Source organism: Bacillus hominis, from assembly GCF_030348325.1.
Lineage (GTDB): Bacteria > Bacillota > Bacilli > Bacillales > Bacillaceae_G > Bacillus_A > Bacillus_A hominis.
Map to the genome: position 1 here is coordinate 3306835 of NZ_JAUCFS010000005.1, position 21916 is coordinate 3328750.

Annotated in this window: 19 protein-coding genes and 1 pseudogene; 5 read left to right on the forward strand and 15 right to left on the reverse strand. The window is 38.9% G+C overall.

Features of this window, described 5'->3' with window-relative positions; genetic code table 11:
• Positions 1-29: 29 nt before the first annotated feature.
• From glnR to hflX, 3 genes are all read right to left on the reverse strand, one after another.
• The gene (gene glnR / locus QUF93_RS19650; protein WP_000656782.1) at positions 30-419 is read right to left on the reverse strand and encodes a transcriptional repressor GlnR; all 390 of its coding nucleotides are present in this window, start codon (positions 417-419) and stop codon (positions 30-32) included.
• 176 nt (positions 420-595) lie between these two features.
• Complete coding sequence (locus QUF93_RS19655) at positions 596-1867, reverse strand: methionine gamma-lyase family protein (RefSeq protein ID WP_289359951.1); 1272 nt, start codon at positions 1865-1867, stop codon at positions 596-598.
• Positions 1860-3134 (reverse strand): GTPase HflX, encoded by a 1275-nt coding sequence (gene hflX, locus QUF93_RS19660; RefSeq protein ID WP_289359952.1) that lies wholly within the window; start codon positions 3132-3134, stop codon positions 1860-1862. Before hflX ends, QUF93_RS19655 begins: the two co-directional genes overlap by 8 nt.
• 92 nt (positions 3135-3226) lie before the next feature.
• On the opposite strand from hflX, the gene QUF93_RS19665 reads away from it, so the two are divergent.
• Both QUF93_RS19665 and QUF93_RS19670 read left to right on the forward strand, forming a co-directional pair.
• Complete coding sequence (locus QUF93_RS19665) at positions 3227-3850, forward strand: trimeric intracellular cation channel family protein (RefSeq protein ID WP_002121542.1); 624 nt, start codon at positions 3227-3229, stop codon at positions 3848-3850.
• Positions 3851-3949: 99 nt separating this feature from the next.
• Complete coding sequence (locus QUF93_RS19670; protein ID WP_002111258.1) at positions 3950-4087, forward strand: hypothetical protein; 138 nt, start codon at positions 3950-3952, stop codon at positions 4085-4087.
• Positions 4088-4120: 33 nt separating this feature from the next.
• On the opposite strand, the gene spoVK is transcribed toward QUF93_RS19670, so the two are convergent.
• A complete protein-coding gene (spoVK, locus tag QUF93_RS19675; RefSeq protein WP_002111259.1) occupies positions 4121-5077 on the reverse strand; it encodes a stage V sporulation protein K in 957 nt (318 codons plus the stop codon).
• A gap of 265 nt (positions 5078-5342) precedes the next feature.
• On the opposite strand from spoVK, the gene QUF93_RS19680 reads away from it, so the two are divergent.
• Both QUF93_RS19680 and QUF93_RS19685 read left to right on the forward strand, forming a co-directional pair.
• Positions 5343-6305, forward strand: a complete 963-nt coding sequence (locus QUF93_RS19680; protein ID WP_289359953.1) for a tyrosine-type recombinase/integrase — start codon at positions 5343-5345, stop codon at positions 6303-6305.
• A gap of 115 nt (positions 6306-6420) precedes the next feature.
• Positions 6421-10051: pseudogene (locus tag QUF93_RS19685) on the forward strand (Gly-Xaa-Xaa repeat protein).
• A gap of 80 nt (positions 10052-10131) precedes the next feature.
• On the opposite strand, the gene hfq reads toward QUF93_RS19685, so the two are convergent.
• Positions 10132-10356: an RNA chaperone Hfq gene (gene hfq, locus QUF93_RS19690; RefSeq protein ID WP_000813896.1), complete on the reverse strand. Its 225-nt coding sequence runs from the start codon at positions 10354-10356 to the stop codon at positions 10132-10134.
• Between the two features lie 21 nt (positions 10357-10377).
• Positions 10378-11331, reverse strand: coding sequence for a tRNA (adenosine(37)-N6)-dimethylallyltransferase MiaA (gene miaA / locus QUF93_RS19695; RefSeq protein ID WP_002121553.1), 954 nt, complete (start codon positions 11329-11331; stop codon positions 10378-10380).
• A gap of 180 nt (positions 11332-11511) precedes the next feature.
• Between miaA and QUF93_RS19700 the strand changes: the two genes are divergently transcribed.
• Positions 11512-11757: a hypothetical protein gene (locus tag QUF93_RS19700; RefSeq protein WP_033711949.1), complete on the forward strand. Its 246-nt coding sequence runs from the start codon at positions 11512-11514 to the stop codon at positions 11755-11757.
• Positions 11758-11819: 62 nt separating this feature from the next.
• On the opposite strand, the gene entD is transcribed toward QUF93_RS19700, so the two are convergent.
• The 9 genes from entD to QUF93_RS19745 form a co-directional block, all read right to left on the reverse strand.
• Positions 11820-12788: a cell wall-binding protein EntD gene (gene entD / locus QUF93_RS19705; protein ID WP_289359954.1), complete on the reverse strand. Its 969-nt coding sequence runs from the start codon at positions 12786-12788 to the stop codon at positions 11820-11822.
• Between the two features lie 350 nt (positions 12789-13138).
• Complete coding sequence (locus tag QUF93_RS19710) at positions 13139-15007, reverse strand: PTS fructose transporter subunit IIABC (RefSeq protein ID WP_289359955.1); 1869 nt, start codon at positions 15005-15007, stop codon at positions 13139-13141.
• A gap of 13 nt (positions 15008-15020) precedes the next feature.
• Positions 15021-15932 (reverse strand): 1-phosphofructokinase, encoded by a 912-nt coding sequence (gene pfkB / locus QUF93_RS19715; RefSeq protein ID WP_289359956.1) that lies wholly within the window; start codon positions 15930-15932, stop codon positions 15021-15023.
• Positions 15929-16681: a DeoR/GlpR family DNA-binding transcription regulator gene (locus tag QUF93_RS19720; protein ID WP_002121563.1), complete on the reverse strand. Its 753-nt coding sequence runs from the start codon at positions 16679-16681 to the stop codon at positions 15929-15931. The genes pfkB and QUF93_RS19720 overlap by 4 nt, the downstream gene beginning before the upstream one ends.
• Before the next feature lie 155 nt (positions 16682-16836).
• Entirely contained in the window at positions 16837-18000 is a 1164-nt protein-coding gene (locus tag QUF93_RS19725) for an iron-containing alcohol dehydrogenase (protein ID WP_289359957.1), read from the reverse strand.
• 117 nt (positions 18001-18117) lie between these two features.
• On the reverse strand, positions 18118-18660 hold the full coding sequence (locus tag QUF93_RS19730) for a DUF420 domain-containing protein (RefSeq protein WP_002121568.1): 543 nt from the start codon (positions 18658-18660) through the stop codon (positions 18118-18120).
• 316 nt (positions 18661-18976) lie between these two features.
• The gene (locus QUF93_RS19735) at positions 18977-19315 is read right to left on the reverse strand and encodes a hypothetical protein (RefSeq protein WP_128281296.1); all 339 of its coding nucleotides are present in this window, start codon (positions 19313-19315) and stop codon (positions 18977-18979) included.
• A gap of 310 nt (positions 19316-19625) precedes the next feature.
• Positions 19626-20843 carry an amidohydrolase gene (locus tag QUF93_RS19740; protein ID WP_289359958.1) on the reverse strand — a complete coding sequence of 406 codons (1218 nt, stop codon included), beginning with the start codon at positions 20841-20843 and terminating at the stop codon, positions 19626-19628.
• Positions 20844-20964: 121 nt separating this feature from the next.
• A complete protein-coding gene (locus tag QUF93_RS19745) occupies positions 20965-21858 on the reverse strand; it encodes a metallophosphoesterase (RefSeq protein ID WP_289359959.1) in 894 nt (297 codons plus the stop codon).
• Positions 21859-21916: the final 58 nt, after the last annotated feature.

Below are 21916 nucleotides of genomic sequence, written 5' to 3' on the forward strand. Positions count from 1 at the left end.
CCTCTAAACACCTTCAGAATCAGTTATCTTTAGTGAAAAAACCTTGAAATGTCACCTTGTCGCAATGAAGTTCGATTAAATCTACCTGTATGTTGTAGTTCATCTCGAAGTATTTTGCGAAGCTCAGTTTTTGAGATTTCTTTCGTTTCTTCTTTTATTTTCACCGCTTCTGTTTGATTTTCTTTCATTAGTAACACTTGTTTAATACCAGCCATATTTAAGCCTTGATCTAATAAATCTTTAATCTCTAACAACTTATCTACATCGTTAAATGAAAATAATCTACGATTCCCCTTTGTACGGGTTGGTGAAACAAGATTATGCTCTTCATAGTAGCGAATTTGACGTGCAGATAATTGTGTTAAATCCATTACTATACCAATAGGAAACAGCGGGGCAGAACGTCTATCTTCTTTCATCGTTTCAGTTCCTCCTTCGCCTTAACTGTTTCTCATTTTATACTATGTTATGTTTAGTGTCAATAGATGTTAGCTTTTCTTACATGATTTTTTTATAAATTTTTTCATTCTTTTTTCTAACGGCACAAATCCTTACTTTCACACGAAAAAAAGCTGCCGAAATCGACAGCTTCCCTTTAAGAAATGGTTAACAGATTCTTTTCAATTAACGCATCAATCGCAGAACAAATCGCAATTTTCACATGCGAATAAGTTAATCCACCTTGTACATAAGCAACATAAGGCGGACGAATTGGGCCATCAGCTGACAATTCGATACTTGCACCTTGAATAAACGTCCCCGCAGCCATAATTACATCATCTTCATAACCTGGCATATAGTTTGCGTACGGAGTGAAATGAGAATTAATTGGAGATGCATATTGAATCGCTTGACAGAACGCAATCATACGATCTTTATCATCAAATTGAACAGACTGAATTAAATCTGTTCTTGACGCATTCCACGCTGGTGATGTATTCATTCCTAACTTTTCTAAAAATGCCGCTGTAAAAATCGCACCTTTCAGCGCTTGCCCCGCAACATGCGGCGCTAAGAAGAAACCTTGATACATTTCTTGCAGACTGTATAAAGATGCCCCTGCTTCCGCACCAATCCCCGGAGATGTTAGACGATATGCACACGCTTCAACATACTGTTCTTTACCGACAATGTAACCACCCGTTTTAACAATTCCCCCGCCAGGATTCTTAATAAGAGAACCTGCCATTAAGTCCGCACCAACATGACACGGCTCTTTTTCTTCAATAAATTCGCCATAGCAATTATCTACAAATACAACAACATCAGGTTTAATTTCTTTAACAAACGCGATCATCTCTTTAATTTGCGAAACTGTAAACGACGGACGAGTAGCATATCCTTTTGAACGTTGAATACCAATCATCTTCGTGTTACTACGGATCGCAGCTGCAACAGCTTCAAAATCCACAAATCCCTCTTCAGTTAACGGAACTGCGTTATAACCAATATTATATTCTTTAAATGAGCCTACACCTTTTCCGCGCACACCAACGATTTCCTCTAACGTATCATACGGTTTCCCCGTTATGTATAATAACTCATCTCCCGGACGTAAAATACCGAATAAAGCTGTTGAAATTGCGTGAGTACCTGAAATAATTTGTGGACGAACAAGACCCGCTTCTGCCCCAAATACATCAGCATACACTTTCTCTAACGTGTCACGACCAATATCATCATAGCCATAACCTGTCGTCGGAATAAAATGCGAATCGCTAATTTTATGTTTACGAAAGCTTTCTAGCACACGAAATTGATTACTCTCAATCACTTCATCCACACGTTTATGTATTTCTGTAATTTGACTTTCCACTTCTTTTACGATTGGAGCCATTTTTTCTCCATTTTTCAAACGATCAAACATTATTATTTTCTCCTTCTTCCACTAAAAATCTCTTTAATTGTCCATTAAGCGATGAATGAGCAAATATATACCCTGTACAATCATATACAAATTCATCTTCTAGAAATTCCATTTTCGTTAATAGCGTTTCTGTCTTCAAAAGCGTTAACAATCTACCTTCACTAGGAGGAATCATCACTTTATAAACTTCCATCTCTTCCTTCATCTTCGTTTCTATCGCTTCTTTTACACGTAATAAATCACTTTCTTCAAACGCACTAGTCATTAAGAAATCACTTTTCGGAAACGGAATGAAATTTTGATGCAATTTATCTTTTTTATTATATAACGTAATAATAGGAATATGATTTATTTCAAGGTCTGACAATAATTGTTTTACCGTCTGCTCATGCCCTACATAATTAGAATCTGCCGAATCAACAACATGTAAAATAACATCGGCTTCACCAGCTTCTTCTAATGTAGATCGAAAAGCAGCGATTAGTGACGTAGGTAAATCTTGTATAAAACCAACCGTATCAGTCAAAAGCACTGTATAACCAGAAGGCAACGGCATCTTTCTTGTCGTCGGATCTAGCGTTGCAAACAATAAGTTTTCTTCAAACGTATCAGCTTCCGTTAATCTATTAAACAACGTAGATTTCCCTGCATTTGTATACCCAATTAACGAAACTTGGAACACTTTATTATCTTTCCTTCTCTCACGATATCTTTTTCGATGTTCTACAACAACCGCAAGTTGCTTCTTTATTTCATCAATACGTGATCGAATATGACGACGATCCGTTTCAAGCTTCGTCTCTCCCGGTCCTCTTGTACCAATTCCACCACCAAGACGTGATAAAGACAAACCTTGCCCCATAAGGCGCGGCATTGTATATTGCAACTGAGCTAACTCTACTTGAAGCTTACCCTCTCTCGATTTCGCACGTTGCGCAAAGATATCTAGTATTAACTGCGTTCGGTCAATCACTCTTGCATCTAATACTGAAGATAAATTCCGAATTTGGCTTGGTGTTAACTCGTTGTTAAAAATAATAACAGCTGGTTCTAATTCTTCAGTTAACAGCGTAAGCTCTTCCAGTTTACCTTTTCCTATATAAGTCGCAGGATGAAACTTCGGGCGCTTTTGCGTCGTTGATACTAACACTTCCGCTCGCGCAGTCTTTGCTAGCGATACAAGCTCTTTCATGGAATGCATAAATTTTTCATCATCATCTTGCGATAATTGACAGCCAACTAATATGACTTTTTCTTTTTCTTCCATCAAATATGTTCACTCATCCTTTTCGAAATTTAAACCTTCTAATATAATAGCAGAGGAAGCATATTTCATCTAGTTAGCGGGGGAGAAAATTCATGGCATGGGAGATTTTTAGCATCATAGGCACAATCGCCTTCGCACTAAGCGGAGCCATTGTTGCAATGGAAGAAGATTATGATATTTTCGGGGTATATATTTTAGGAATGGCAACCGCATTTGGGGGAGGTGCCCTTCGTAATTTATTAATCGGTTATCCAATCGTCGCATTTTGGCAACAAGACATGTTATTCCAAATCGCACTATTATCAATGACGATTATTTTTCTTTTTCCAAATAAATTAATTAGACATTGGAAAAAGTGGGAAAACATCACGGACGCCATCGGTTTATCAGCATTCGCTGTACAAGGAGCACTTTATGCTCAAAAACTAGATTTACCAATTAGCGCTACAATCGTAGCTGCTGTTTTAACAGGCATCGGCGGTGGTATTATTCGCGACCTTTTAGCTCGCAGAAAACCTCTTGTCCTCCGAGCTGAAGTATATGCATTTTGGACGATTTTAGCAGGTTTCTTAATTGGCGCTAAAATTATCGTTAGCGATTGGGCTCTATACACCTTATTCATTTTAATTGTTTGCTTCCGCATGATTTCTATTCATTACAAATGGCATTTACCGCATAGACGTATCGATACAAAGGAACGTTCAATGCATAAATAGCACTCTAACCTCTTTACATATCGTAAAGAGGTTTTTCTTTTCTAACGAGTTTTTCTTTACATAATGTTTATACTAATTTTTAAAGCGAGGTGAATACAAATGACAAACCATGTTAATAAAGGCGCTCAAAAAAGCTCAGTAGACCAAATTACACACGATCCTAATTCAGCACACGAAAAAAGCGCTAAAATGGAACGCTTCCATAAATCTTACCAAGAAAAAGCGAAAAAAGAATAACGTACTTATACATCAAAAAAACAGACGCACAGTTTACGTACTGTGCGTCTCCTCTTCAAGCATCAAATCCATACTTGATATCCCAATTAAATCATATTTATCATACGTATCCTCTTGTAACAATCGCATAGCTTGTGTGCGAATTGACTTTTCAACAATATTCCGTACGTATCGCCCATTACTAAACGATGTAATTTGTGACGAATACTTTACCGCGTGTAAATGATCTCTAAATTTCCACTCTGCTTCTTTCGACAACTGATATTCACGCTCTTCATACATTCTCTTTCCAATTTCCAACAACTGATTTACCGAGTAATCCGCAAATTCAATAATAAACGGAAAACGAGATTGTAATCCTGGATTTAACGAAAGAAAATGATTCATCTCTCTTGAATATCCAGCTAAAATTAATACAAAACCGTGCTGCTTATCTTCCATATGCTTCACAAGTGTATCAATAGCTTCCTTCCCAAAATCCTTCTCTCCACCCCGCGCTAATGAATACGCCTCATCAATAAACAAAATCCCTCCCATAGCCTTCTTTATTAAATCTCTTGTCTTTTGTGCTGTATGACCGATATACTCACCTACAAGATCAGCACGTTCAGCTTCAACTAAATGCCCCTTCGATAAAATATTCATCTCAAACAACAATTTCCCTATCATTCTAGCAACGGTTGTCTTCCCAGTACCGGGATTCCCCCTAAATAACATGTGAAGCACTTGCTTCTCAGACTTCAACCCCACCTCTTGCCTTTTTTTATTTACATAAATCCAAGCATAAATTTCTTTTATTATCTTTTTTATATCATCCATCCCAACAAGTTTTCCCATCTCTTCTTCAATTCTCTGCAACATCTCATGTTTAGTAGTCGTTTCACTTGAAATTACCGTTTTATTTTCTGATGCCGGTAACGAAATTTTCTTTCGATGGTTTAATACAATATTAATTTGATTGTTATTTTTCTTACGCATCGATTGTTCCATACAATCACCTCATTTTATCCCGCTATTTGCGGGCAGTAAGAGCCCCACCTTAAAATTCAGCAAATGCAAGGAAGTTAGGCGGGAGATAACTGCCCGCAAATGCCCGATTGGTTCAACTAATAATCAGCGGGGGATGAACAGAATCCCCACTGATTAAAGTTTCACTTTATCCACTCACCACATATTATTATTCCAGTCCCTCTTGCAAATGCCTATTTTCAGAAAAGTTTGCTATAATATAAGAAATAATTAAGGTGGTGGGACTATGGAAACAACGGAATTCCATGATACAATACAAGCCTTTTCTATTTTTTTATTGAATAAAGGCCGAAAGTCTTCAACCATTAAACGTTATGTTTATGACATTGAAGATTTTGGACATTGGTTAGAAAAAAACAAAAAGCTCCCTTCCAGTAATATATGGGCAACACTTTGTACAAAAGACTATGAAGATTACTTTTCAGACTTAAAAAAGAATCGACACTACTCAGAAAAAACAATGCATCGTGTATTTATTGTATTAAATAGAATGCATCATTTTCTTAACATTCCAAATCCATTAAAGAATATGGAAATTACTATTCAACCAAACCGCGCACTGCGTAATGAAGATTTCATTTCATCCGATGAAGAAAAAAGATTAAAGCATATAGTCACTTCATTAGAAGGACTTTCAGAAAAACAACGTCCTGTTCGTCCATTACTAATGGATCGTAATATCGCCATTTTAAGTCTATTAATCGACTACGGACTATCCTTACAGGAACTTACAGCATTAACTATGCATCACGTTCATTTTGAAACTAATACACTTTCTATTCCAGCAACCGCAGGAGTAGAAAGAACAATCACATTAGCAACCGAAGACAAAAAACAACTGTACACATATTATAAAAGTATTCCAGAACCAGTTCGTCCTAAATACCATAGTAATGACCCGTTGTTTGTTGCATTCGATTTTAACCGCGGAACTTACAGATGGGTATATGAAAACGACGCACCAAAAGCACTAACAGAAATCGCTATTCAAAAAATGATCCGACTTGAAGTAGCAAGAGCGAATTTACGTAAAGGCATTTCTGGACAACATTTCCGGAACACGTTTATTTTACGCCTAATAAAAAAACAAACCCCAGAGCCAGAGATCATAAAATTAATTGGCTTCAAATCAAAAATTTCACTAAAACGATATTATCAATATGTTGAAAATAAAAAAAACGCCCTATAATCAGGCGTTTTTTTATTTTTTCTCGAAACAATCAATTTTACTATGACCATTTAACTATTCTCTGCATCTACTATGATGAGTTTTGTTCACACTCTTATTAGAAAGGAGAGATTTAATGTCTCGCTTTAACGACAATCAGAATAAATACTCCAATCCATGCTTTCCAACTAGTGCTGGACGAATTCCAACTACCCCAACGATTCCAATTACTAAAGCCCAAATTAGAACATTCCGCGCAATCATTAACGATTTAATAAAAATAATCCCTAAACTTTTCGCCAATCCATCCCAAAAAAACATAGAGGATCTAATAGATACATTGCAGCTACTAAGCAAATTCATCTGTTCACTAGACACTACTTCCGCTCTGAAAGCACAAGGATTAGCCATTATCAAAAACTTAATAACTATATTAAAAAATCCGACCTTCGTAGCAAGTGCTGTATTTATTGAACTTCAAGTCCTAATTAATTACTTACTATACATTACAAAACTATTCCGAATTGACCCTTGCACACTCCAAGAACTTCTTAAACTAATAGCCGAACTACAAACCACCCTAGTTAATTCAGCTTCTTTCGGCAGAGGGGCTACCGGACCTACCGGAGCTCAGGGACCAGCAGGCAATACTGGCGCTCAGGGACCAGCAGGCGCTACTGGTGCTCAGGGACCTCAAGGCAATACTGGCGCTCAGGGACCAGCAGGCGCTACTGGTGCTCAAGGACCTCAAGGCAATACTGGCGCTCAAGGGCCTCAAGGCAATACTGGTGCCCAAGGACCAGCAGGCGCTACTGGCGCTCAGGGACCTCAAGGCAATACTGGCACTCAAGGACCAGTAGGTTCTACCGGAGCTCAGGGACCTCAAGGCAATACTGGCGCTCAAGGACCTCAAGGCAATACTGGTGCTCAAGGGCCTCAAGGTAATACTGGTGCTCAAGGACCTCAAGGCAACACTGGCGCTCAAGGACCTCAAGGCAATACTGGTGCCCAAGGACCAGCAGGCAATACTGGTGCCCAAGGACCAGCAGGCGCTACTGGCGCTCAGGGACCTCAAGGCAATACTGGCGCTCAAGGACCAGCGGGTTCTACTGGTTCTACTGGTGCTCAAGGGCCTCAAGGCAATACTGGTGCTCAAGGACCAGCAGGCGCTACTGGTTCTCAGGGACCTCAAGGCAATACTGGCGCCCAAGGACCAGCGGGTGCTACCGGAGCTCAGGGACCTCAAGGCAATACTGGCGCCCAAGGACCAGCGGGTGCTACCGGAGCTCAGGGACCTCAAGGTAATACTGGTGCTCAAGGACCAGCAGGTTCTACTGGCGCTCAAGGACCTCAAGGCAATACTGGTGCCCAAGGACCAGCAGGCGCTACTGGCGCTCAGGGACCTCAAGGCAACACTGGTGCTCAAGGACCTCAAGGCAATACTGGTGCTCGAGGGCCTCAAGGCAATACTGGTGCCCAAGGACCAGCAGGCGCTACTGGCGCTCAGGGACCTCAAGGCAACACTGGTGCTCAAGGACCTCAAGGCAATACTGGTGCTCGAGGGCCTCAAGGCAATACTGGCGCTCAAGGACCAGCAGGCGCTACTGGTGCTCAAGGGCCTCAAGGCAATACTGGTGCTCAAGGACCAGCAGGTTCCACTGGCGCTCAAGGACCTCAAGGCAATCACTGGTGCCCAAGGACCAGCAGGCGCTACTGGCGCTCAGGGACCTCAAGGCAACACTGGTGCTCAAGGACCTCAAGGCAATACTGGTGCTCGAGGGCCTCAAGGCAATACCGGTGCTCAAGGACCAGCAGGCAATACTGGTGCTCAGGGACCTCAAGGCAATACTGGCGCTCAAGGACCAGCAGGCAATACCGGCGCTCAGGGACCTCGAGGGCCTCGAGGGAATACTGGTGCTCAAGGACCAGCGGGCGCTACTGGCGCTCAGGGACCTCGAGGTAATACCGGCGCTCAAGGACCAGCGGGCGCTACTGGCGCTCAGGGACCTCAAGGTAATACCGGCGCTCAAGGACCAGCGGGCGCTACTGGCGCTCCAGGGACCTCAAGCGTACACCGGCGCTCAAGGACCAGCGGGCGCTACTGGCGCTCAGGGACCTCAAGGCAATACCGGTGCTCAAGGACCAGCGGGTTCTACTGGTGCTCAGGGACCTCAAGGCTGCAATACCGGCGCCTCAAGGACCTCAAGGCAATACCGGCGCTCAAGGGCCTCAAGGCAATACTGGCGCTCAGGGACCTCAAGGCAATACTGGCGCTCAGGGACCTCAAGGCAATACCGGTGCTCAAGGACCAGTAGGTGCTACTGGCATCGGGGTTACCGGATCTACAGGACCTCAAGGACCGGCGGGTGGTGCCACTGGACCTACGGGACCTCAAGGCAATACCGGCGCTCAAGGACCAGCAGGCGCTACTGGCGCTCAAGGGCCTCAAGGCAATACCGGTGCTCAAGGACCAGCGGGTTCTACTGGTGCTCAGGGACCTCAAGGTAATACCGGCGCTCAAGGACCTCAAGGCAATACCGGCGCTCAAGGGCCTCAAGGCAATACTGGCGCTCAGGGACCTCAAGGCAATACTGGCGCTCAGGGACCTCAAGGCAATACTGGCGCTCAGGGACCTCAAGGCAACTACTGGTGCTCAAGGACCAGTAGGTGCTACTGGCATCAGGGTTACCGGATCTACGGGACCTCAAGGACCGGCGGGTGGTGCCACTGGACCTACGGGACCTCAAGGCAACACCGGCGCTCAAGGACCAGCAGGCGCTACTGGCGCTCAAGGGCCTCAAGGTAATACCGGCGCTCAAGGACCAGCGGGTGCTACTGGCGCTCAGGGACCTCAAGGCAATACTGGCGCTCAAGGACCTCAAGGCAATACTGGTGCTCAAGGACCTCAAGGCAATACTGGTGCTCAAGGACCAGCAGGCGCTACTGGCGCTCAAGGACCAGCGGGTTCTACTGGTGCTCAAGGGCCTCGAGGGAATACTGGTGCTCAAGGACCAGCAGGTGCTACTGGCGCTCAGGGACCTCAAGGTAATACCGGCGCCCAAGGACCAGCGGGTGCTACTGGCGCTCAGGGACCTCAAGGCAATACTGGCGCTCAAGGACCTCAAGGCAATACTGGCGCTCAGGGACCTCAAGGCAATACTGGTGCTCAGGGACCTCAAGGCAATACTGGTGCTCAAGGGCCTCAAGGCAATACTGGTGCTCAGGGACCTCAAGGCAATACTGGTGCTCAAGGGCCTCAAGGCAATACTGGTGCTCAAGGGCCTCAAGGCGCTACTGGCGCTCAGGGACCTCAAGGCAATACTGGGGCTACAGGCATTGGCGTTACAGGACCAACTGGACCTACTGGAACTGGCTTCCCAGTAGCAACAATTGTTGTAACAAACAACATTCAACAAACTGTACTCCAATTTAGCAACTTCATTTTTCATAAAGTATTTAACGCAAATAATATTACCTTCAACGGCACAGATACAGTTACTGTTATCAATGCTGGTATTTATGTAATTAGCGTATCCATCTCTACAACTGCACCAGGATGTGCTCCGCTCGGAGTAGGAATTTCAATAAATGGAGCAGTCGCAACTGACAACTTCTCTTCAAATCTAATAGGCGACTCACTTTCATTTACTACAATTGAAACGTTAGCAGCTGGTACAAATATTTCTGTCAAATCTACCCTTAGCGAAATCACAATTCCCGAAACAGGCAACACTAACATCCGACTTACTGTATTTAGAATCGCTTAAATTCCACTATTTATTGTTTATGACAAATAAAAAAAGAGCGAGAAACTCGCTCTTTTTTTGTTATGTACAATAATTCATTACTACTCTAATTCAATTGAAACATTTTTTTGTGGCACAAATGTAGAAATTGCATGTTTATAAATAAGCTGTTGCTTACCTTCTGTTTCCAGCAGGACTGTAAAATTATCAAATCCTTTAATTAATCCACGAAGCTGAAAACCATTTAATAAGTACAGCGTAACGAACGTATTCTCTTTGCGGAGTTGATTTAAAAACTGATCTTGAATATTGATTGATTGCTTCATGTCGAATCCTCCTCTTTTTCTCTACTTACTATTATTCGACTTTAGTTGTAGCTTTCCTTCTATGTATCGTAAAATTTCTGACGTTTTTTCACCATCAGTAACATCGAACCACGCGACATCCATCTTATTACGGAACCACGTTAATTGACGTTTTGCGTAACGGCGTGAATTCGTCTTTAATTGTGATACCGCTTCTTCTAAAGATACACGATTCTCAAAATAATCATATATCTCTTTATAACCAATCGCTTGAATAGATTGACAATCTCGCACTCCTCTTTCATGTAGACCTTTTACTTCTTCTAATAAACCTTGTTCAATCATTAGGTTAACACGTAAGTTAATGCGATCGTATAGCATTTCTCGATCCATTGTCAAGCCAATTAATGAAACATCGTACAGTAACTCATTTTCTTGTTTTTCGAGCTGGTTACTCATTTTTTCACCCGTCGTGTGAAAAATTTCTAACGCCCGAATAACACGCCTTACATTATTAGCATGAATACGCTCCGCACTTTCTGGATCTACTTCTTGCAACTTTTTATGTACATATTCCACACCGCGTTCTAATGCTAACTTTTCCATCTGTTCTCGGTATGTAGCGTCCCCAGCCTCATCTGTAAACTGGTAATCGAATAGAACAGATTGTATATATAGACCGGTTCCACCAACAATAATTGGTAATTTCCCGCGCTCTGTAATTTCTCGAATGCACTTACGGACACGTTCTTGAAATTCCGCCACAGAAAATGAATCTTCCGGATCTTTTATATCAATCATATAATGCGGAATTCCGTCCATCTCATCTGTCGTCACCTTTGCAGTCCCGATATCCATCGTACGATAAATTTGCATCGAATCACCACTAATAATCTCACCATTCAACGCTTTTGCAAGATCGATACTTAATTTCGTCTTTCCGACAGCAGTTGGTCCAATGATGACAGCAACTTTTTCGCGTTGCACTTCTCCCATATAACTCAACTCTCTTTATGTATTATACTCCATCTAACATTATACCCAATCTTACCAATTTTAATGGTATGATTGCAAGTTCTTTCAATTCAGTACATGAAATTATACATAAAAAAAGAGCATAGCTTGTCCAATTCTGCATATACATGATAAAAATAGCTCGGAGAGGGTGCAATGAATATGAAACAAGCGACTATTGATTTTCCATTATTAATAAAAGACCTTATTTTAGCTACCGCTACAAAAGAACAAAATTGTTCACAAGAAGAATTATACTTCGCACTAAATTGTTTACTACGTTCCTTTCATTCTACTCTTCAAGAAACAGCGTTACATCCAGAAAGTAAAAATACAGAGTATATGCAAACTCAATTTTGCACGGCGTATAAAATTATTACAGGTAAAACAATTTACCCTTTTCAATAATTCTTATATAAAAAAAGCGGCCGCTTAGACATTTTCAAGCAGCCGTTTTTTATTTTAATAAACTATTTTATAACTTTCACTTTAACTGATTTACGCCCCCAACTATCAGCAGTGCTATCTGAACCGACTAAAACATCAATACGGTTTCCTTTAATCGCGCCACCAGTATCTCCAGCAATTGCTTCTCCATATCCTTCCACCCATACTTTTGATCCAAGAGGAATTACTTTCGGATCAACAGCAATAACTTTCATATTTGGATTCGCCGTTAAATCATGCCCCATCGCAGTTAACACACGACCACCATATGTACCATTTTCACTCGGATTAGCTGTGTAAGCTGTCGCCTCTACTGTTATTTCACGACCACCAGCAGGTGCACTTGTTTCAGTAGATTTCGCCACTGGTTTAGCTACCGGCTTCGCTTGAGCTACTGGTTTACTTGATTCTCCACTTTTAACAGATTCTTTTCCGTTAACTGCCGTATCATTTTTAGCCGGAGTTTTCCCCTTAACTGCCGTATTATTTTTAACCGCCGTTTTCTCCTTAGTTGGTGCTTCACCTTGAGCTGAAACTTCTTTTCTTTCAATAACAGGTGCTGTACCTGTTAAAAATGGTACGTGAACATACGCCGCTTTCCCACCATATTCGAATTGTAACCATTCGTTTTGTACTTGATTTGTCGTTTCAATCAAGTCATCTTTTTTAAGCGTGCCAAGAATTTCTGAATCAGTATTCGCTCCAGCACGAACGTTTAATACGCTTGCTGTTACATAATACGTACTTTTCGTAAACTCAGCACTTACAAACGCTTCTTTTCCATCTAATTTAATTTTGGACCATCCGTTTTCTGTATTTATAACATCTAATTTATTTCCACTTAACATTTTACCTACAAGCTTTGACTCTACAGTTGGGTTTTCTCTAACATTTAATACATCTGTTGTTACAATCGTTTCTGCTTTCGCAGAACCCGCAAAAATCCCAAGACCAAAAACTGCTGCTGTTGCTATACCTAATAATTTTTTCATGAATAGCCTCCATTTGCTTTGTTTTCGTGTTCTCATTATAGCAACAGTTTTTTGCAGAATTTCGAAAATCACACAATTACAAAGCATTCGTAATAAACGATTAATGATTTGTAACATAAATTTCCATATTAAAGAATTGTATTTCTACCAAAATTAGCAATAGTTTTCATATATTTCTCGCACATTAGTATAAGAATTTTTTTCCAGAAAAAATTACAGTATTACTGTTTTGTTACAAAAAAATCACTTTTCATTACATCTTTTACCAAATTCCATCATAATCCAATTATTAAATTACTTTTTTGTAATGAAAAAGGAACAACTCCTATTAGCTGTCCCTTTTTTATCCTTTATTTAACTTTTTTCTTCCAAACACCTATCATAATAGCTGAAACAATCGTCCCAATTAATATAGAGAAAATATATAGCAATGGTTTATTCACTAATGCGATAACAAACAATCCACCATGCGGTGCCGGTAATGTAATTTGGAATAACATAGATAACGCACCTGCAATACTTGAACCAACAACACAACTTACGATTACTCGAACCGGATCTGCAACTGCAAACGGAATCGCACCTTCTGTGATGAACGATGCTCCCATAATATAATTTGTTAAACCAGATTTACGTTCCGCTTCTGTAAACTTTGATTTAAAGAATGTAGTTGCAAATGCAATCGCAAGTGGCGGTACCATACCACCAGCCATAACTGCTGAGTGCACTCCAAAATTCTGTGCTTCTATTGCAGCAATACCAAACGTAAATGCCGCTTTATTAATTGGACCACCCATATCAATTGCCATCATACCACCTAAAATAAGACCTAGTAATATAGCATTCGTACCGTTTAAACCATTTAACCACCCTGTCAACATTTCATTTAATGCTACTACAGGCGGAATTACTACTTTTTGCATTACAACTCCTGTAATCAATAATCCAAAGACTGGATATAACAAAACAGGTTTAATTCCTTCTAATTGTACTGGTAGTCCTGAAAATAATCTTTTCAACCCTAAAACAACATATCCAGCTAAGAAACCAGCAATTAATCCACCCAAAAATCCAGCATTCGCATTCGCCGCTAAAAATCCACCTACAACACCGGGCATAAAACCAGGACGATCAGCAATAGAACTTGCAATAAATCCAGCTAAAATTGGTACAAGGAATAAAAACGCACCTGTTTTTCCTCCTCCAATTGACATGAACAATTCAGCTAAAGGACCTTCCGCCTTTATACCACCAAACGAAAACGCTAGCGCTATTAAAATCCCGCCACCAACAACGAATGGAAGCATATTACTTACACCGCTCATTAAATGCTTATAAATTCCTAATCCTTTTTCTCTCTCAATACTTTCTGATTTCCCGTCCTCTTTTACACCTTTAAAGATTGGTGCATCTTGTTTGACAGCTCGTTTAAGCAGATTTTCCGTTTTTCTAATCCCATCAGCAACTGGCACTTGAATGACATGTTTACCAGCAAAACGATTCATTTCTACTTGTTTATCTGCCGCAACAATAATAGCTGTTGCACGTTCAATATCCTCTTTCGTTAAACCGTTTTTAATACCTGTTGATCCGTTTGTTTCAACTTTAATCGCTATTCCTAACTCTGCCGCTTTTGCTTTTAAGCTATCCGCCGCCATATATGTGTGAGCGATTCCAGTTGGGCAAGCTGTAACAGCTAGTACGTACGGTCCATTCCCTTCTGGTTTTGCGACTTCAATCTCTTCTTCTTTTTCATTCTCTTTTTCATTCTCTTTTTCATCAAATAAGCGCAGAAGTTCAGCTTCATCCTTCGCTTCTAATAATTGCTTGCGAAACCCTTCATCCATTAATAATGTAGAAAGACGGGACAATGTTTCTAAATGAGTATTATTCGCCCCTTCACTCGCAGCAATCATAAAGAATAAATGTGCATGCTGTCCGTCCAGCGATTCGTAGTTGATACCGCTTACACTTCTACCGAAACAAATCGATGGTTGTTTAACAGCCTTCGTCTTCGCATGAGGTATTGCAATACCTTCCCCAATTCCAGTCGTACTTTGAGACTCCCGCTTTAAAATAGCTTCTTTAAATTCGTCTTTACTATTTAAACGATTTGCCCCGTTTAATTTCTCAACTAATTCATCTATGACAGCTTCTTTATTTGAAGCTGTCAAATTCATAATGACTGTATCCCTTTTTAATAGTTCTGTAATTTTCATATGCTGTTTCCCCCTATCGCTTAGCTACAATTACTTGCGACAATAATTCTTCTACTTTTTCCTTTTCACATAAATCTGCTGAAAATGCTGTTGCACTCCCTGTTGCAACACCATATTGAAATGCTTTTTCAATATCTTTTGTCTGTTCATATTTACCTACAAATCCAGCAACGAGGGAATCTCCTGCCCCAACCGAATTAATAACGACACCTTTCGGAACAGTTGCTTCATATATACCGTCTGCTGTAAATAATAAAGCTCCATCTCCTGCCATTGAAACGATGACATGTCCTACACCTTGTTCAATTAACTTTCTTCCATACGGTAAAATGTCTTCTACTGTTGAAAGCCGTACTCCAAACAACTCACTAAGTTCATGATGATTCGGTTTTATTAAAAATGGTTTATTTTTAATTACATGCTGCAGCGCACTACCACTCGCATCTACTACTACACGAATACCTTTTTCTGCTCCAAACGCTGCGATTGATTCATAAAAGGTAGTCGAAATAGAAGCTGGTACACTTCCAGCTAATACAACACAATCTCCGGGTTGCATACTTTCAATTTGTTTCATTAATTGCTCGAATTGCTCATTTGTCACAATAGGACCTTGCCCATTTAATTCCGTTTCTTCTTGCCCTTTTATTTTCACATTAATTCGAGAATCTCCGTCTACTTGGACGAAGTTTGTTGTTACACCTTCCGTCTGTAATACATCTTTAATAAATTGACCAGTAAATCCACCAGTAAATCCAAGCGCTACATTTTCAACACCTAAACGATGTAGAACACGAGAAACATTAATCCCTTTTCCCCCAGGAAACTTCATATCTTTCCCTGCTCGATTTACTGTTCCTAAATTGAAAGAATTAACTTGCACTACATAATCAATAGATGGGTTTAAAGTAACTGTATAGATCATTGTTTATCAGCCTCAATCACATTTGTTTGTCTTCTATATTTTTCTAAATCAATTTCTAAATGGTTTGTAATAATACTTGCATCTTCAACATTTGCAATTTTTGCAAATGCAACTTCTGAAAACTTACTTTCATCAATTAAGAAATATCCTTCATTTGCTAATGTTAATGCCATTTGCTTCAAGAGCGCCTCCTCTGGATCTGGCGTTGTAAAACCAAGCTGTTCATGTACACCATTCGCTCCTAAAAAACATTTATCAAAACGATATTTCTGCATACTTTCCTGCGCCATAGCACCGATTAAAGCTTTCGTCCTACTCTTCATCATCCCGCCTAGTAAATATGCACGAATATTATTTTCGACTAAAGCTTCAATATGCATAAGCCCATTTGTTACGACAGTAACATCTTTATTTATTAAAAATGGAATCATTTCAAATGTTGTACTTCCTGCATCTAAATAAATGCAATCACCTTGTTCAACAATGCCAGCCGCATACTTGGCAATTTGTTGTTTTATATGAATGTTTTTGGATGATTTTTCAACCATCGTTGGTTCCTGTCCTTTTCCTGTTAAAACAGAGGCACCACCATGAACTCTTTTTAATAACCTTTGTTTTTCCAATTGCGCTAAATCACGACGAATTGTCGATTCAGAGCTTTCTGTTCTTTCGACTAATTGCTGTAATTTAACAACCTTCTGTTCTTTTACAAGTTGCAATATCATTTGATGACGTTCAGGAGTTAACATTTTCTTCACCTCTTCTTTGATTACAGTATAATGAAAACGATCACAAAAATCAACCAAAAACAATCAAAAATAATCACAAACATCCAAAAGCGTTTATAAATAACAAAGAAACCTATTTGATCCAATAATCAAATAGGTTTCTTCTTTCGATCCACTTATAGAGAAGCTTTATATATATTTAGAACATCATCTTTATTTAATATTTTAAAGTTACCAAATTCACCATAAGCCATTGCTTTATCCGCCATTAAGTCAATTTCATTTTCCCCAATACCGTAATCAGCCAGTCTTACTGGTGCTTCAATTGAAGTCCAGAATTGACGCAGTGCCTCAATTCCTTCTAGCGCAATCTCTTTATCCGCTTTTCCTTCCGTTTCTATATTGAACACACGCACAGCAAATTGTTTAAAACGATTCACATTTTCATCTAGAACATGTTTCATCCAATTTGGGAATAAAATTGCTAAACCGCCCCCATGCGGTATATCATGAACAGCGGAAACTGCATGCTCAATATTATGAGTTGCCCAGTCTCCTTTTACTCCCATCGCTAAAATTCCATTTAATGCCATCGTTCCGCAATATAAAATTGTTTCCCTATGCTCATAATTTTCTAGATCATTTAACAGCTTAGGAGCTGTTTCAATTACTGTTCTTAAAACAGATTCACAATAACGATCTTGTAGTTCTGTATTTGTTCCATGATGGAAATATTGTTCTAATACGTGTGACATAATATCTACCATACCGTAAATTGTTTGATCTTTCGGTACAGACGCAGTATGAACTGGATCTAAGATTGAAAACTGTGGGAAAGTAACCGCACTGCCCCATCCGTACTTTTCATTCGTTTCCCAGTTTGTAATTACAGATCCTGCATTCATTTCAGAGCCTGTCGCGGCAAGAGTAAGAACAGTACCAAATGGTAACGCATCACTAGCAAATGCTTTTTTCGTTACAATGTCCCATACATCTCCATCGTACTTACTACCAGCTGCAATTGCTTTCGTACAGTCGATTACACTTCCTCCACCAACCGCTAAAATAAATTCAACATTATTATCTTTACAAATTTGAATCCCTTTCTTTACAGTTGATAAACGAGGATTCGGTTCAACACCTGTCAATTCAAATACTTCCGCATTTATATCTTTTAAAATAGAAATTACATTACCATAAATACCGTTTCTTTTAATACTTCCTCCTCCATATACGAGAAGAACTTTTTTACCAAACTGTGGAATCTCGGTTTTCAACTGTTCTAACTGTCCTTTACCGAAAATAAGTTTCGTTGGATTACGAAATACAAAATTTTGCATATACCTTTACCATCCCTTCCATATAAAAAGCAACTATACTTTTGTATACCATATTTTTCTCATTTCACAAAAATATTTGCTTAACAAAAAAATCCCAGCCTATAAGGCTGAGACTTTTTATTGATAATAAGGTGAGATCATTAAGTAAACAATAACACCAGATAAACTTACATATAACCAAATCGGCATCGTCCAACGTACAATTTTACGATGACGTGTTAATTGATTTGTAAAACCAAATACAAGTGCGAACAATGCAAGTGGCACAATAATCGCCGCAAGGATAATATGTGTAATTAAAATGATGAAATACACATATTTAATGAATCCTTCTCCACCAAAATGTGTAGCTGGCGCCAAGTAATGATACGATAAATAGGAAACACAAAATAGCAAAGTTGTTGTAAATGCTGCAAGAATAAAACCACGGTGCATTTTTACATTCTTTTTAATAATAGAGAATAAAGCTGCTAATAAAAATACAAACGTAAAACTATTAAAAATTGCATTTAACATTGGTAAGATAGTTACATCAAAATGTAATTCTCCTTCATAGCCAACAGGTCCAAAGAACAAAAATAAAATAATCGCGTTTACAATTACAGAAAGCGTTATCACAATAGGAGCATAGCTTTTCTGATTTGTTGATTGATCCACCAAATTGGTCACTCCTCTTCTTTCAAATATGTATAATTAACCTCACTATTTTAACATATTATTCACGGTGTAAATGTGACAATAGTTTGACACAGTAAGACAGGGCAAAGAAAAAATCCTTCTTAACAATACTTCTTAAGAAGGATTTTATCGCTTTATTATTCAAATAGCAATGCGATTAGTTTTTATTAAAAAACGTATTGCTATACGCTTGATATATTTCAGACACTTGATATCCCATTAATGAAATTGCTGTTAATGAAAAGAAACCAATCATAAGAAATCGAAACCACATATAAATCTCCTCCTTGTATTTAGCTTAAAAAGCGTTGGCTACATAACAAGTTGGATGGCATTCTTCTTCATCACTTTCCTTCTTCTTCACAATCGCCGTTATAAAACGAATCATAAAGAATATAACAAAAGGAAATTGTTCGTAATTTACATTGGCATAGTTTTGCAACGGCTCACGTTGCAAATCCGACGGGGATGAGAAGGAATAGAACATACCTTGCTCTTCCATATATACAATTACAATTTTCATGCAAAATAATATCCCAAGAAACGAAACAATGTCTTGCCATTCTGTCGTATATAACAGGTTATACAGCTCTAATACGTACTCTTCCATCATCATCCCCCCTTCCTTTTTTACCATTCTGCTCTCCTTCATATAAAAAGTCAAGAAAAAAGTTTATTTCCACTATGACAATAGTAATTATTTATTTCTTTACATATATATGAATCTTTTCTAGCAATGATTGGATATAACTTCCTTTGAAAACAAGAAATTAGCATCGAAAAAATTCTTCATTTCTATTTTTATTTCTATTAATTGGGATGCAAAAAATAACTTTGAATTCTCAAATAATTACAGGGCATACGTTGATGCTATCCCCTCGTAAAAATAATAAAAAACAACAATGGGTTACTTTGCATAACCTATTGTTGTTTTTTATTTATGTAAATTACTTTGTCACATCCACATCTAAATTATGAAGAGATTCTTTTTCATCTCTTAAATAACTATTTACAAGAGTTAAAAGCAATTTACCACCAACTAACATTGCCCGTTCATCAAAATCAAATTGAGGATGATGATGTGGATATGTTGCACCTACTTCTTCATTACCTGCACCTGTAAAGAAAAATGCTCCTGGAACATTTTCTAAATAATACGCAAAATCTTCACCACCCATAATCGGTGGCACTTCGATGACTCTGTCTCTTCCAAGATCACGTTCCGCAAGCGCCATAAAATAACTCGTTTCATCTAAATGATTTATTAATATTGGATAACCCCGTTTATATTGAATATTAACTTCAGCATGAAGAGACTGACAAATCCCCTCAACAACTCGTTTAAATTCCTTCTCCATAAACTCTCTCACTTCAGGGTCTAACGTCCGAATTGTTCCTGTAAATGTAGCAGTATCCGCAATAATATTATCCGCTTGACCAGCATGGAATGTACCAACTGTTAATACAGCAGATTGTAACGGATCTACTTTTCTACTAACTAATAGTTGCAACTGATTAATAACTTGCGTCGCAACGATAATGGCATCTACAGTATGATGCGGCATACCTCCGTGACCGCCTCGCCCTTGAATCTTCACTTCAAAAGTATCCGCTGCTGCCATCATCGCTCCAGCCTTCGCACCAACAATTCCTAATGGCATTTGAGAAGATAAATGTGTACCAAAAACAACATCTACTCCTTCTAAACAACCGTCCTCAATCATAGCAATTGCCCCGCCAGGTTCTTTCTCTTCTGCATGTTGATGTATAAGTACTATTTTTCCAGAAAGCTGGTCTCGGTTATCACTTAATACTTTTGCAACTCCTAAAAGTGTTGCTGTATGTCCATCATGCCCACAAGCATGCATTACCCCAGGAACCTTTGATTTATATGAGACTTGTTTTTCATCTTGAATAGGTAGCGCATCAAAATCAGCACGTAACGCTATCGTCTTCCCAGGTCTTCCACATTCAATTACGCCAATTATACCTCTTCCACCTACATCTGTTTTCACATCAATATGAAAACTTTTTAAGATTTCAACTATTTTTTTCGGTGTTTCTATTTCTTGAAACGATAGCTCTGGGTATTGATGAAAATCTCTTCGCCACAAAACCATTTGGTTATATAAACTTTCCAATTCTTTATGCCATGTTTCTATCATAGAAATTCCCCTTTCTTTTAACACTTTAAATAAAAAGGTACATAATATTCTGATTTAAATCAATAAAAAAGAACTTTCTATTAAAAGTTCTCTTCTTTTCAAACATGTTAAACACCCTATTCTAATTACTATTTTGCTTCAATACAAAAACTGAAAGTTCCGGTACACTCCAAAATCTTACAGGCATTCGAGTCGTCCCAATACCGCGATTTACATATAAATGTAACGGCTTACTCTTCCCTTCTAATTCATACATTCCTTCAACATACTTCTCAGCTAATTTTGTGGTAATTAAAGGCCCTGCAAAGGGAAACTGAACTTGTCCTCCATGACTATGTCCTGACATTTGAAAATCAACTGGATAACGAGCTACTTTGTCTACAACATCAGGCTCATGTACTAATAGCATATTGAAATCTTGTTGTCTTAAGTTTTTTAAAGTCGAGTCTATTTGCGGTTTCCCTAATAAGAAATCATCCAAACCTGATATTGTAATATACTTGCCATTTTCCACTTTAATTTTCTGCACTTCATTTACTAAAACAGAAAAACCAGCTTCCTCCATGTACTTTTTGTAAAATAAACTACCGCCCCCACCTCTATCATGATTCCCAAACACAGCATATTTCCCTAGGGGAGCATGAATTTTCTGCAAAATCCCTTTCGCTTCTTCTCTTTCCGCATTATAAGATCCAAACTTATCTATTAAATCTCCTGAAAAAACTACTATATCTGGATGTAAATCATTCATCTTCTCCACCAAATTTTCTAGTTGTTTCAATGTAAATTCTGGCCCTAAATGTACATCTGAGAATTGCAATATCTTTTTATTATTAAACTCTTTAGGAATCGTAGGAGCTTCTATTTCATTCCACGTGACCGATACCAATCTTCGTTCTATTTCTGTTGCATAGAAATACAAGCTTACTGGAATAATTAATATACTTATTAAACTAATAATAAATTTCTTTAAGATTGATTTTTTTGGATTTTTCTTTACATGATGCGTATTCACGTTTTCACCTCTAGATGTAGTTTAAAACCTTTTTGTTACATCGGTGTGACAGCATGAA

Coding starts and splice junctions, on each gene's coding strand:
- QUF93_RS19655 (WP_289359951.1), bottom strand. CDS start 1,867: ATGTTTGATCGTTTGAAAAATGGAGAAAAAATGGCTCCAATCGTAAAA.
- QUF93_RS19680 (WP_289359953.1), top strand. CDS start 5,343: ATGGAAACAACGGAATTCCATGATACAATACAAGCCTTTTCTATTTTT.
- QUF93_RS19700 (WP_033711949.1), top strand. CDS start 11,512: ATGAAACAAGCGACTATTGATTTTCCATTATTAATAAAAGACCTTATT.
- QUF93_RS19670 (WP_002111258.1), top strand. CDS start 3,950: ATGACAAACCATGTTAATAAAGGCGCTCAAAAAAGCTCAGTAGACCAA.
- QUF93_RS19665 (WP_002121542.1), top strand. CDS start 3,227: ATGGCATGGGAGATTTTTAGCATCATAGGCACAATCGCCTTCGCACTA.
- pfkB (WP_289359956.1), bottom strand. CDS start 15,932: ATGATCTATACAGTTACTTTAAACCCATCTATTGATTATGTAGTGCAA.
- entD (WP_289359954.1), bottom strand. CDS start 12,788: ATGAAAAAATTATTAGGTATAGCAACAGCAGCAGTTTTTGGTCTTGGG.
- QUF93_RS19735 (WP_128281296.1), bottom strand. CDS start 19,315: ATGGTAAAAAAGGAAGGGGGGATGATGATGGAAGAGTACGTATTAGAG.
- spoVK (WP_002111259.1), bottom strand. CDS start 5,077: ATGGAACAATCGATGCGTAAGAAAAATAACAATCAAATTAATATTGTA.
- QUF93_RS19740 (WP_289359958.1), bottom strand. CDS start 20,843: ATGATAGAAACATGGCATAAAGAATTGGAAAGTTTATATAACCAAATG.
- QUF93_RS19720 (WP_002121563.1), bottom strand. CDS start 16,681: ATGTTAACTCCTGAACGTCATCAAATGATATTGCAACTTGTAAAAGAA.
- miaA (WP_002121553.1), bottom strand. CDS start 11,331: ATGGGAGAAGTGCAACGCGAAAAAGTTGCTGTCATCATTGGACCAACT.
- hflX (WP_289359952.1), bottom strand. CDS start 3,134: ATGGAAGAAAAAGAAAAAGTCATATTAGTTGGCTGTCAATTATCGCAA.
- QUF93_RS19725 (WP_289359957.1), bottom strand. CDS start 18,000: ATGCAAAATTTTGTATTTCGTAATCCAACGAAACTTATTTTCGGTAAA.
- glnR (WP_000656782.1), bottom strand. CDS start 419: ATGAAAGAAGATAGACGTTCTGCCCCGCTGTTTCCTATTGGTATAGTA.
- QUF93_RS19710 (WP_289359955.1), bottom strand. CDS start 15,007: ATGAAAATTACAGAACTATTAAAAAGGGATACAGTCATTATGAATTTG.
- hfq (WP_000813896.1), bottom strand. CDS start 10,356: ATGAAGCAATCAATCAATATTCAAGATCAGTTTTTAAATCAACTCCGC.